Genomic DNA, 12472 nt, shown 5'->3' on the forward strand with positions numbered 1-12472 from the left:
AACTACTAGTATATGGCAGCACCCTTCGATGATGTAAACGCAGTACGAAAAACGTATTTTATTCGTGAAAGCGAACGCGACGTAGCTACGCCAGCGAACAACACAGGCTATCTACCGCAGCTCGAAGCTGACGCTAAAATACACCGCGCATTTCTTCCCATGTCGCGGAAATTTAATGTGTTTGAGGCGATGAACGGCACCACCACACCGGTCCCTGTAACCTTAAGCCCTGACGGTTCAATCATCAAATCAGATGCCAATGTGACCATGCGCCAATCATTTTTGGGCTTCATGAAGACGAACCAAGCATCTGTTGATCCATCTGTACTAGGGACTCCTGTTAGTGGCAGTGGCGCTACTACGTCTTTCACCGCAAACGCTGGGAATAATCGAGTAATCCTTATATTTGCTGCGGTAGGAGATAACTCTGGTATCGCTTCCCTTCCGTCTGCTTTTTCCTGGAATGGTCAATCATTCACTTCGGTTATAACTGCCTCAGGTAACTCAAACTGTAAGATGCAGGCGTGGGTACTACCAATCGGAGACAGTGCTTCAAACCAGACTTTCAACATCACGCGCACAGGCGGTAATGGTTCAATCTCAAATATCTTCCATGCAGTTTGTCTTGATAAGACGAACCAAACACTTCCGGCCAACGCTTCGATAACTGGATTCAACGCGGCAGGAAATGCTTCTGCAACATTAGTACCAACTCAAGTGTATGGAAAAACTGTGATTGCTGCCTACTCTCGTCTGGGCACAGCAAATGTAACCACAGCGGGCGCAACAGATATTATTTCTGGTGGAGCAGAGGAATCAGCTATTGTCACACATGAAGGGAATGTCTCCGTCACAATGACCGGCACCGCAGATAATGCTGTCATTGCTGTTGCCCTGGCAGGTGTGAACGCGACTCAAGCTGACGTAGAGTTTGACGGTATTGTAGGAGGGTTTTCTGGCCTCACTATCGGCTCAAAGTACTACGTTTCTGATACCATTGGTACTATCCAAACAACTCCAGGAACCAATAACATCCCAATCGGCATCGCAATATCGGCCACAGAAATCCTTATCAAGACAGCATATCCAAACTAGGTATGGAACTACTCGACACAGCTAAAGCGCACGGCACCTTTCAAATCCTCTCAGTCAAAAATGGTAAGGTCGTTTTTGAATCTGAGGTGATGGAAAACCTCCTCCTTAATGCCTATTGGGCGCTCTTAGTCCAGCACAACGCTGGCACCGCTGCCAGCGCACTCAAGTTCACCACCTTAGACATCGGCTCTGGATCAACCGCCGTAGCCCCAGGCGATACCGCCTTGGACACAATGGTGCTAAATGGCATCATCCCAGCTCGCACCACACCGGCTACCGCTTCAATCGTCATTGAGTTTTTCATCACCGACGCAGAGTTGGCGAACGGCACCTACCGTGAGCTTGGTATGCGATGCGCTAGTACGCTTGTCACCCGAGCGCTCTTCACCACGCCATATGTCAAGGCATCAGGGCGAGATACTATTATCCGCTACACTGTGAGCTACACGTCAACCTAGTCTGATATAATCTACCTATGCCACCCGAAAGCAATTACTCCATCAAAGAAGTCCTTGAGCTACTCCTCAAGCCGATTGAGAACGCAATTATAGACCTCAAGCGCACCGTCGAGGGGCAAGAGCTGAAAACAGAAAAACGCTTCCTCGCTTTTGACAAGGAACTCAACGAACTACGCAAGGAAGTGGAGCGGCTCAATAGTGGCCTAGCGACTGTCAAGAATGACAGTAAGTGGTACAAGCAAATCGGCACCTGGGTATTAGCTACCGGCGTCGCTATCGTCACCGCACTTATCAAATCTAAATAACTAGCATATGGAACCACTAGCAACCGGAGGTCTCAAGAGCGGGTACGACCCGCGTGACTACTGGTATACCCCTCTCGGCAAGGGCGCTATCGACTGGACTACCGGCTTTGATATTGAAAAGCTCCTTGGCTTCCCTATCGCTTCCAAAGACCAAGGCCGCTCTTTCTCATGTGGCGGCCAGGCCTGGAGCTACTATGCCGCTGTGCTCGAATATTTTGCCTCTAAGAGCTACGAGGAGCGCTCAGCCCGACATATCTACTCCCACACGCATGTCGCCCCAGGGGGAGGCTCTCGTGGCCGTGACAACTGCGACTTTGTGAAGACCCAGGGTGTAGCGAAAGAAGCGGACGCCAGCTCATACGAAAACGGCAAAGCCCCGAGCGAAGCCTTCGTCACCACTAAGCCAACCCTCTCACCAAATGCCCTATCTGACATCGCCAACACTAAGGCACTCTCGTATCTCCGCATCCAGGGCGACTTCGACATGGTGGCCCAGGCGGTAGCTGATAACTACGGCGCGATCATCCTCATCCAGGGCGAAGACAACGGCACCTGGCGCAGCTCGTACCCGCAGCCGCCATATAAGCGACAATGGGCACACTGGCTGTACTGTGGCAAGCTCAAGACCATCAAGGGGAAGCGGTATATCGGCGTCAAGAACTCCTGGGGCGACAAGACCGGAGTGAAGGGATGGCAATGGCTAAGCGAGGAGTATTTCGCCTCAGGCGCTATACCCGAAGCCTGGACGATGCAGTGGGACTACACCCCGTCCAAGCGGATCGTCATCATGAAACAGATGATTGCGATTTTAAGCAAAGTTATTCCACTACAAAAGTTACTCTTAACCTACAAAAAATAATATGAAATCTATCATAACCGCTCTCTGGTACTCGTCCAAAGACCCGAAGAAGGTATCTCTCTCTGTCCGAGCTTTCCTCGTTTTCCTTATTCCAGTCGCTATGCAAGCGCTAGGTATCGCCTGTCAATTTGGCTACCAATGCAACTTTCAATCCGAGCAACTCACCGATGTAGTGAACGTGATAGCCGACGCGGTATTCTACGGCCTCTCATTTGTTGGTGCTCTTGGTACGGTATACGGACTACTCCGAAAAATTGTCCGTACACTCACTGGGCAAAACCTCTCTTTGCAAAAGCCTGAGTAGATGCTTTAATACCCCAGCTACAAGTGTAGCTATAAGTTCTGCAAAACCCACCGATACACATCGTGATAAATTGAATTTGTGGGAGGTTCACCGTACACAAAATAGCGCCTTAAATGGTGCTTTTTTGTATTCCACCATAGTTATACACACCTTACCACTACCCTTTTTCACACAAAGGCGTACTATATACAGAGATACGAAAGTATCAATTATTAGCCTAGTACATACAGCCTATGAGTACACCTTCTAAGCTCGGAGACAGGGAACCAACAAAGGATGAAGTCCAGGCCCTAGTCACTCGCTTCATGCAACCACGGAGAGGTCCGCGGGCAAAATCCACTAGCCCGTCCGATGGCCTACCCCCCCCACAGCCAGGAGGGGGAGAGACATGGAACGAGAGGGCCATAAGGGAGGACTCAATAGACCACTCATAAACAACAATATGAGCATACATAAAAAACTTCTTGAGTTTCAAAAACTCGGGATAAGCATCAAAAAAGATGCCAACAATCCACACTTTAAAAGCAAGTATGCCGACCTTTCAGAAGTCATCGGCAAAGTGCGTCCGGCGCTAACTCAATGCGGCATCGTGATGACACAGCTACCAGACGAAATCGGCCTCATCACCGTATTGCATGACCCTGATACCGATACAGCCATCACAGGACGCATCAACTTCATCGGTGCCAGCGATATGCAGAAGCTAGGAGGCGCAGTCACCTACGCCCGTCGCTACTCACTCGTGACGATGCTCGGCCTGGAGGATGACGACGATGACGGGAACCAAGCGGCGACGAAACCACCAACGGCTCCCAAAGCCCCACAAGCGCCCGCAATGACTATCGAGCAAGCCTTCACGATACTTCGCAAAACAACCGACCTTGCCGCCCTCACAGCAGCCTACAAGGCGCTTCCAGTGGCAATCCGGAAGGACAACGAGGTCATCGCTGTAGCCGCAGAGGTCAAAGCAACATTTTCAGCATAATCAATAACCTATGTATCTCAACAAAGCGATGATCTACGGCAACCTTACCCGTGACCCCGAGCTAAAGGCACTCCCAAATGGACAGCAAGTCTGCTCACTCAGCCTCGCTACCAATCGCTCGTACAACGACCGAGATGGCAAGCGCCAGGAGGAGACTGAGTATCACAACGTCGTGGTGTTCGGAAAAACTGCCGAGAATTGCGCGAAGTACCTTACCAAAGCCTCACCGGCATACGTCGAAGGCCGCATCCAGACCCGATCATGGGATAAGGATGGCGTGAAGCAATACCGAACTGAGATAGTGGCAGATATCGTCCAGTTTGGTCCAAAGTCTGGGGCTACTACAGTAGTACGCGACGAGGACGCACATCTCCCAACCGATGAAATCACCGAAGAGGAAATCCCATTTTAGTCAACTAAAGCCGCCTATGTACAAATACAACAAACGCCTAAACCTATTTACCCGCCACTCAGAGACCACAAAGTTTTTCGACTTCAACAAGAACGATACCGGCCTGGCTATGGGCGCACTCTTCCTCATTATCGTCGGATTTGCGGGACTAGCAGCTCTCTAACATGCCCACCATAAAGCCCGCATACCACTGCCAATGGTGCAATCGCAAAATCAGCGACCCGACCCTCAAAGCGAAAAAGCACTTTTGCTCGCAGCGGTGCCAGGCGCTTTATGACCAAATTATCAAGCCTACTAAGCAACGCAAACACGTATGACCACGCAACAGCAAGCATCAGCCGAGCAGCTCCCGCTTAAAAAGCGCATCCTATCCTGGTATCAGAAGCAGCCAGGCGTATGGCGAGCGAGTGGAGACATCCAGCGCCTTGTCACCATGACAACCGCCTACACCCCAGCGAACGCCACCAGACGGCTTCGAGAGCTAGCGGAAGAGGGCGAGCTGTCTGTGGAGATACGAGATAAGCACAGTTGGTACTGCTATAAGCCACACCACACCAAGCAGGTGAGCGAGTTCATTATCAAAGACGGTCGCGCTATTGAAATCATTAAAACTATAACCGTTTAACAGTGAAAAAATTATCAAAAAAGGCTGCTGCTGAGTTTTTGAACACTGAAAAGTTCAACAAGCATCACCGGCCACGATCTAAAGCTAGGCACGCCATCGATGCATTAAAGCCAGGTGACCGGATTCTCCTAGAAAGAGGAACGGACTACATAAACCACACAAGTATCCGCTTCCTCGTAAGATCATGCGAAATCGAAAACGGGTTCAAGCGTAGTTTTGACCGCAAGGCTACAGTAGACGGAAGTAAGGTACTAATCGTAAGAATCATATGACCCCTGTCAAACGCCTCCTAGCCGACACCGCCGTTATCGTCATCGTGCTAGTCGTGACCTATACCATTGCTAATCTAATAAACTAACTATGAACTCAAAACTTACCGAACCAATCGTACCCGAGAAATACCGAGCACAATACACCCGCATCTGCATCGCTTTCATCATCGCCGGTATCTCATTCTTCTACCTCTTACCAACCGCAATCGCCTACGGTCGCAAGCACAACACCGCGTCTATTTGTGTCATCAACCTCTTTCTAGGCTGGACACTGATTGGCTGGGTGATCGCACTGGCTATGGCTGTAGCACCGCGCAAAATCTAAGAACTCTAACCACCATGAATCAAAATAACAGAGAAGAGGAACCAAAGTATCCACATGTACCCTGCGTTCACGGAGTTGATGTAAATGTACCGTGCATTGAGTGTAAAAAGTTTATGGAAAACCTAGCCCCCAACCCACATGAACAATTATAAACGCCCAACCGAAGCAGAATTAAAGAGAGCCAGATTAGCAATCTTATCAAGTAAATGCCGCTCATGAATCAAGATAACAGAGGAGAGGACTTATCCACCCTTAACAACATCAGTGTATGAAAGTAGTACATATTTTTGCAGCATTAACCCTAACATGGATGGTTGCACTGTCGTTTTCAGTTGCATTAAAACTCATCGAAATGGGGTTTCTATCAGCTTGTGGATTCCTCATCTTTGGTCTTTTAACAGGAATGGCAGAAGACGTATACGATAAGTAAAACCCTATGACATCAAACACACCAAACACCAAGAGTAATGAGGAAATTTTATTTGAGTTCTGGAAAAGATACGGAAATACAAACCCATTTGATAGTAGTTCCCAATTTGACCCTAAAATAGCTGGCATACTACCAAAAGTGATTGAGGAATATTTTATGGAAGCCCTCACCCTCAAAGACCAAGCACATAAAGCGGAGGTGGAGGAGGCAAAGCGTAAAGAGGTAGAGATGTTTATGTATACCTTGCAAGAGCGAGGTAATACCATTCCTGCCAACTTAATTCTCAATGAAGTAGTAAATTACGCCTACGACAGAATGAAAGAGATAGCCACCCCCTTACCAGAGAGCGATAACCAGGTGCTATAATTTCTCAATGCTACAAAAAGGAAAGACGTATCACCGCCACGACCCAGGCGGCCACATCGCAACCGTCGATATAACCACTGACGAGGACGTGCGATATCACCAAGGTTTAGTTGACAAGGGCTATAAGTATATTGGCCTGGACACGACACCTGACTTCGACCTTCCTGACGTAGGGCCGAGTAAGCCCCGTATACATACAGCCCCAGGCGAATCAGTTTGCATTTCATGTGAGGGCTAACACCACCCGCTCCGGCGGGTTTTGTTTTGTCCGGTGTATAATGGATTCAGGCCAGTACATCACAGGAGGCACCTATGCACAAAACAACATGTGAGTGGTGCTTCTCCATAATCGAAATGAAAGCGCTACCTCAGACCCACGAGCGTATCTATTGCTCTAGCAAGCACATGGTCGCTGACGTAATGTTTTGCGTCAGGTTCGGCGCACGAATACCGCTCGCAGTCACCATCGTAGAAGGAAACACTATTACGCACGCCCGTGTGTATCGGAAGAAAGGAGGAAGCGATGAAAAATGCTAAGACCAAGCGCATCTACTACCCACCTAGGGAGCTCAAAAAGGCCCCTGAGAGCCGAGGAACGCTTCAACCCAGGTTCTGTATCGGTTCATGCAAAATATGCCCCTATTGCAACAACTGAAGGGAGGTGATCTAAATCAATCAGGGGCACTAGTCCCCGTTTATACACTGCCTCCCTCTTACCAGGGAGGCTTTCTTTGCTATACTCTTGGTGTGGTTTGGTCCACATAGGCTGTATTACTTGATACGTTGTACGCAATTATCCACCTTTCACGCGACGAGGGTGGATTTTTGTATGCTAAAATGTTAGTGCGCCTCCCACCCAGGCGCGGCTACTAATAATTTTCATACTCCGAAGAGACGTACAACAATTACACTCCTTCTTAATCCCGTTCACCCGAGCGGGATTTCGTACAGAGTCGATAGCTTAATGGATAGAGCAGCGAGCTAGTACCTCGTGGTGTGCCGACAGCTAAGGCACCTGAGTAGGTTCGATTCCTACACGACTCACAATGAAATTCACTATCACAATCCCCGAGAAGATAAGCCTTAACAAGATTTATGCGGGCATCCACTTTCGGGAGCGGATGCAGCACAAGGAGCAGTACCAATGGGCGGTCCACACGTCCAAAATTGACCGCTACGAGGGTTTGTACCCCGTACACATCAAATACCACTTCAAGCTCACTGGCAGCCGCCTAGACATCGACAATCACGTCTACATGACAAAGATGGTCGCAGATGCTCTCGTGGCGTGTGGCGTGATACCTGGCGATGAGCAGGAGTATATCGGCGCAATCACGATCACGGCTGAGAAATTGAGGAAGGGGGAGGTGAATGTGGTGGAGATGGAGTTATCCCCATTGTAATAAGTTTGGGAGTGATACGGCTCCACCCGAGTACGGTATACTTCTAGGGCGAGATTTTCTCGCTTTATAAACCTTACGCACAAAAAGCTGGTCACTCGTAAGGTTGCCAGCTTTTTGTGTCCAAAAATTGAATATGATAAACCCTTGGTTTAAATTTTACGGCGGAGAGTTTCTCTCTGACCCTAAGATTGGCAGCATGTCTGCCCAAGAACGATCCTGTTGGATCACGCTGCTATGTTTAGCGAGCACATCATCCACGCCCGGCCTAATCGAATATCTCACAGTTGAGGTATTGCTTGAGAAGTCTGGCATCCGTTTTGACCCCTACCATCCAGAGGAGTGGAATGCCCTTCTAGGCATACTCACGAAGTTTGAAAATATGAGAATGATTATAAAGTCCGACACTGGGCTAGTTGAATTAGTAAATTGGAACAAGCGGCAAGCATCCGCGATGACTGTAACAGAGAGGGTAAAAAAGCACCGCTTAAAACAAAGGTATAATGATACCGATGTAACGTCCGTAACGAATGGAAACGAAACTGCTAACGATAGAAGAGAAGAGAATAGAATAGAAAAGAATATAGAGACTAAAGAGTCTACCTCCATCTCTTTTTTGAAAACGGTCCCGGCAGATGTTTTGGAAGAGTTCAGGAAGGAGTACTCAATCTCCCCAAAAGGCATCCAGAGCAAAGCTACCGACCTTCTCCTTTGGTGCCAGTCGAAGAGTAAAGTCTACAAAAACTACAAGGCCTTCCTGGAGAATGCTATCAGGAAGGACCAGGTCCAGCTCCGCACTCAATATCCCCTCCCGAGCACTCCTTTTGTTTCTCAGTCGGTAAAGGAGGCATCAGAGATTACGCCAGAGCAACTTAAGGCGAACAGAGAGCGTATCGCAAAGATGGGAGCGACATTGACAGAGCAGTTTAAAAAGTAAGCTACTTCCCACCCTTGCGTCGATTGTGCTCCAAGCAAAGCATTTGGCAATTCGCAGCCGTGGTCTTGCCACCTTCATGCCACGGCGTCACATGGTCGGCCTCCATCGCCTCAAGTTCGTACTTGGTGCCTGGACCACATTCGAGACAGATGCCTTTCTGCCTCTCATACGCCTCACGCCGCATCGCAGGGCTGAACGCACGAATGCTCAGATGCTTTTCTTTGCCATCGAGCAGATACGAGTAGATGCCCTTCTTGCGCTCCACATCCTCATCAGCCATCAACCGAGTGACCTCAGCATCAAGCCACTTTGAATCTAGCGGCTTCGCCTTGAACTCATTGTAGAGCTCTCCCCAGGACACTGACTTCATTTCGGAGCGGTACGTCGGGTAAGTCGCTTGGACCCAGGCAATCACAGCCTGGAAATACAACCACAGCTCGTTGGCATTCGGGTCATGTTGGTGAAGAGCCATGTAGCCCTCAATGTCACCGTTGTTTATCCACCTGATGGCCGTCTCAAGGTACGCTTGACGGTTTAGCTCACCAGGAACGTACTTGCTGCCAATGCCATAAGCAGGACACCCATTCTTGCTGAAATACCGCTTCGCGTCGGTCACCCATGGTCCAGAATACACCGCGTTACGTAGCTCTTGGTTTGTGAGCTGAGCGCCAGCGATATTGATCGTCTGGAACCAATCCAGTTTCTCGCTATCGGTCCCGCTGCATAAGTACACCATCAGCTTGTAGCTGCGGACCAGCTCCTTCTCATCGGGCTGGAGATTGTAGAAATAGCGGCTCTTAAACGCGAAATCGCCAGCAACGTACTGGCAGATGGAAATTGTCCGTTGCTGCCCGTCAATTACCTCAAAGCCACCCTCATCACGAACTGCCCAGTACATGACATTGAGAGGGAAGCTCTTGAATACCGTTTCAATGACGGCATCCCGCTGCTTGTCTTTGTAGATGAACTCACGCTGATACGGAGGACGAATGTCGAGCTGACCCCCGAAGCCGACTACGCCAGATTCCTCATTATCCTCGTACCCATCAGTCAGTTCACCGATGGTAATCTCCTTGAGCTCAATCTTCATCCTGTTGCCCCTATACGGCGGATAAACAATCGCCGGTAAATACCTCGCACCGGATAGCCCACATCGAAATGCGTACCCGCTCCGAAAGAGTCGGTCCGCACGACACAGCCGAGTGTTCCAGTGTTCGACTTCTTGCGAACACCATCTACTACCCGCTCTTTCTGCCCATACTTCTTGGTAGTCGGATAGTTGGTCCCACTCAGTCCTAAAATCTCAAATTGGTCAGGATTGTGCTTGTCCAAGAAGGTCAACGGCACACCCATCACACCATCGAAGTCCATAGGGATATCCGCCACCTTCGACACCTCAATCGCGTCGTAGTTGTCATAGGTGGGGTAATCGACTGGATTGTACTTTTTATAGAGGATCAGATTCTCATGCCGCCGCGCAATGTCGAGATTGGTAAACCAGCAGGCGTTACCGAGGCTCCGCCATTTCTGTCCGGTCTCATCCACCCAATAGCGCGTCTCACGCGGGGCGTAGCTATCAGGCACCCGAAACCGCATATCGCCACTATTGGCACCTACCCAAAGCTTGTTATCTTTGATGAGCTGGAAAATCTCTTTGTAGCTGATGGCGTTCTGATTGCCGACGATTACAAACTTTTTGCCGTGCTTCATCAGCTGCGCAACGTACTCACGGAAAAGCGAGAAAGGAGGGTTTGTCACTACTATGTCGGCTTGCTTCAACAAGTCTATGCTCTCTGGGCTACGAAAGTCCCCGTCACCTTTAAGCGGACGCATCCCGATTTCAGCCGGGTCCGGCACCATGTTGTGGTTTTTGTCGCCCTCGTATTCCAGGTAGATCGCTTGTTCTGAATCATTCTGGCTGAATAAATCAGCAGCTTGGCTTTTGTAGCAGGTCGCGATTAAGCGCTTGAGGCCAAGACGTTCAAAACTGTAGCTGAAGAAGTGGAAGAAGTTACTCACTCTGGGATCGTCGCAGTTACAATAGACGACCTTCCCCTCAAAGTGCTTTCGGTAATGCTTCAGCTCGCGCTCAATGTCCGTCAGCTCTGTGTAGAACTCGTCTTCCTTCGCAATCTTGGCACCCACAAGGCTGCGATTGAGACTTTTACTAGCCACGAAACTTCCCCATTTTCAGCACTACGAGGAGAACAGATAGAGACTCCGCGACCCCAGTCAACGTAAGACCTCTAATCCATAAGGAACGCTTCCCACGTAGCCAACAACGCCCGCCGCTTCACCAGCCTATCGCTCCGCTGATACGCTCCCACCACGCCACTATCCACCGCATGACCAAGGCAAGCCTCTTTCGTCTCGTGGTCCGCATCGGTCGTCTCTTCGGCCCAGGTGCGGAAGGTGGCCCGCAAACCGTGCGGCCTGGCGTCGTACCCATTCTCCCGCATGAATTTGCTCATCGCCACGTCACTTATCGGCTTCCCCATCGCAGACAGGAACAAAAACTCGCTACCCTGGCACGCCTCCACTATCGCCACCGCCTCACGACACAGCGGTACACGGTGTGCCTTTCCGGTTTTTGTCCGCTCCGGTGGCAGCGTCCACACCCCGTCCTTAATCTCATCGAACCGCGCCAATCGCACCTCACTAGTCCGAGCGCACGTGAGCATGAGGAAGCGCAAGGCACGAGCCGACACCCCGGCCTTCGTCCCGAGCCACTGATAGAACTTTGGCGCATCGACATAGGGCAGTGAGGGGATATGCTCGACATCATGCCGCTGCTTCCCGAGCAGCGCTTTCGCTTTCATCGTCGCTTGAAGGTCCACCGCGAGACCGAGCGCCGCAGCGTGCTTGAGCGTCATGTTCATACGGTTCATGATTTTGCGAGCCGCTTCCGGCTTCGTATGCCAGAGCGGTTCTAGCAGTTTGACCAGCTCGTGTTGGTCCACACTCTCAATCGCCAGCTTGCCCAGCTTCGGGATGACATGCACCTCAAGCGGCGACATCCAGCGGCCAGCCACACCGTCACCTTTCAGCTCCGCCTGCTTCGCCTCAAAACAGCCCTTTATGGCAGCTTTGACGGTGAGACAATGAACAGGGCGCTTTGCGCGGTTTCGCGTCTCTATCGGGCAAATCTGGCTCCTGACGGCCTGTCTAGCGGCAGTCGCAGCCTGTCTCGCTTCCACTATCGAAACATCAGGCCAGCGCCCGAGGCCAGTCTCCTTGCGCTTGCCCTCAAAGACATAGCGCAGTACCCAACTGCCACGACTCTTGCTGGATTTCCAAAGCCACAAGCCCTGGCCGTCCGCGTGCTTCCCGGCTCCAAGGTTCTTTGCACCGGTCGCTGAGAGAGCGTTGGTTTTCATTCCACCTTCTATTCCACCTTTTGACCTGTGCTGGCATGTATCACTATGAGTGAGGGTGAGCAAGGGACAGCAAGGCTATCAGCCACTTACGGTCAACATGGTGCGCCATGAGGACTCAAATCATGCCTCTTCTGGGCACCATTTTTCCGTGTCAGGGCATCCCGCAAGGGTCGGAAAACCGGCGGAAATCTGCCATTTTCAAGCCTCACCACTCCCGGGGTATGCCAAGCGATATCAGGCAATCCGGGGCCATGGGGTGCCACGATTGGGGCGATATGGCCCCAGGCAAAAGTCGATGGCACCATGGCCCTGAAACGCCTTC

Annotated in this window: 13 protein-coding genes and 1 tRNA gene; 11 read left to right on the forward strand and 3 right to left on the reverse strand. The window is 50.5% G+C overall.

All coding sequences use genetic code 11. From position 1 onward, the window contains the following. Positions 1-12: 12 nt before the first annotated feature. The 11 genes from WG900_RS16130 to WG900_RS16180 all read left to right on the forward strand — a co-directional run bounded on the left by WG900_RS16130 (position 13) and on the right by WG900_RS16180 (position 8773). The gene (locus tag WG900_RS16130) at positions 13-1095 is read left to right on the forward strand and encodes a hypothetical protein (RefSeq protein ID WP_339968706.1); all 1083 of its coding nucleotides are present in this window, start codon (positions 13-15) and stop codon (positions 1093-1095) included. A 2-nt stretch (positions 1096-1097) separates the two neighbouring features. After that, on the forward strand, positions 1098-1553 hold the full coding sequence (locus WG900_RS16135; RefSeq protein WP_339968708.1) for a hypothetical protein: 456 nt from the start codon (positions 1098-1100) through the stop codon (positions 1551-1553). Positions 1554-1570: 17 nt separating this feature from the next. Further along, complete coding sequence (locus WG900_RS16140) at positions 1571-1858, forward strand: hypothetical protein (protein ID WP_339968710.1); 288 nt, start codon at positions 1571-1573, stop codon at positions 1856-1858. Positions 1859-1865: 7 nt separating this feature from the next. Next, positions 1866-2717, forward strand: a complete 852-nt coding sequence (locus tag WG900_RS16145; protein ID WP_339968712.1) for a hypothetical protein — start codon at positions 1866-1868, stop codon at positions 2715-2717. Between the two features lie 692 nt (positions 2718-3409). Then, on the forward strand, positions 3410-4006 hold the full coding sequence (locus WG900_RS16150; protein WP_339968714.1) for an ERF family protein: 597 nt from the start codon (positions 3410-3412) through the stop codon (positions 4004-4006). Between the two features lie 10 nt (positions 4007-4016). Beyond that, the gene (locus WG900_RS16155; protein WP_339968716.1) at positions 4017-4418 is read left to right on the forward strand and encodes a single-stranded DNA-binding protein; all 402 of its coding nucleotides are present in this window, start codon (positions 4017-4019) and stop codon (positions 4416-4418) included. A gap of 985 nt (positions 4419-5403) precedes the next feature. After that, positions 5404-5640: a superinfection immunity protein gene (locus WG900_RS16160; protein ID WP_339968718.1), complete on the forward strand. Its 237-nt coding sequence runs from the start codon at positions 5404-5406 to the stop codon at positions 5638-5640. Positions 5641-6076: 436 nt separating this feature from the next. Further along, positions 6077-6436 carry a hypothetical protein gene (locus WG900_RS16165; protein WP_339968720.1) on the forward strand — a complete coding sequence of 120 codons (360 nt, stop codon included), beginning with the start codon at positions 6077-6079 and terminating at the stop codon, positions 6434-6436. A gap of 950 nt (positions 6437-7386) precedes the next feature. Then, a tRNA-Thr gene (locus WG900_RS16170) sits at positions 7387-7480 on the forward strand. A gap of 2 nt (positions 7481-7482) precedes the next feature. Next, positions 7483-7839, forward strand: coding sequence for a RusA family crossover junction endodeoxyribonuclease (locus WG900_RS16175; RefSeq protein ID WP_339968722.1), 357 nt, complete (start codon positions 7483-7485; stop codon positions 7837-7839). A 133-nt stretch (positions 7840-7972) separates the two neighbouring features. Then, on the forward strand, positions 7973-8773 hold the full coding sequence (locus tag WG900_RS16180; protein WP_339968724.1) for a hypothetical protein: 801 nt from the start codon (positions 7973-7975) through the stop codon (positions 8771-8773). Between the two features lies 1 nt (position 8774). Here WG900_RS16180 and WG900_RS16185 read toward each other — a convergent pair whose 3' ends face one another. From WG900_RS16185 to WG900_RS16195, 3 genes are all read right to left on the reverse strand, one after another. Further along, positions 8775-9863: an HNH endonuclease family protein gene (locus WG900_RS16185; protein WP_339968726.1), complete on the reverse strand. Its 1089-nt coding sequence runs from the start codon at positions 9861-9863 to the stop codon at positions 8775-8777. Beyond that, on the reverse strand, positions 9860-10948 hold the full coding sequence (locus WG900_RS16190) for an adenine-specific methyltransferase EcoRI family protein (protein WP_339968728.1): 1089 nt from the start codon (positions 10946-10948) through the stop codon (positions 9860-9862). Before WG900_RS16190 ends, WG900_RS16185 begins: the two co-directional genes overlap by 4 nt. A gap of 71 nt (positions 10949-11019) precedes the next feature. Beyond that, positions 11020-12150, reverse strand: coding sequence for a tyrosine-type recombinase/integrase (locus WG900_RS16195; RefSeq protein ID WP_339968730.1), 1131 nt, complete (start codon positions 12148-12150; stop codon positions 11020-11022). Between the last annotated feature and the right edge of the window lie 322 nt (positions 12151-12472).

It is taken from the genome of Novosphingobium aquae, assembly GCF_037572715.1.
GTDB classification, from domain to species: domain Bacteria; phylum Pseudomonadota; class Alphaproteobacteria; order Sphingomonadales; family Sphingomonadaceae; genus Novosphingobium; species Novosphingobium aquae.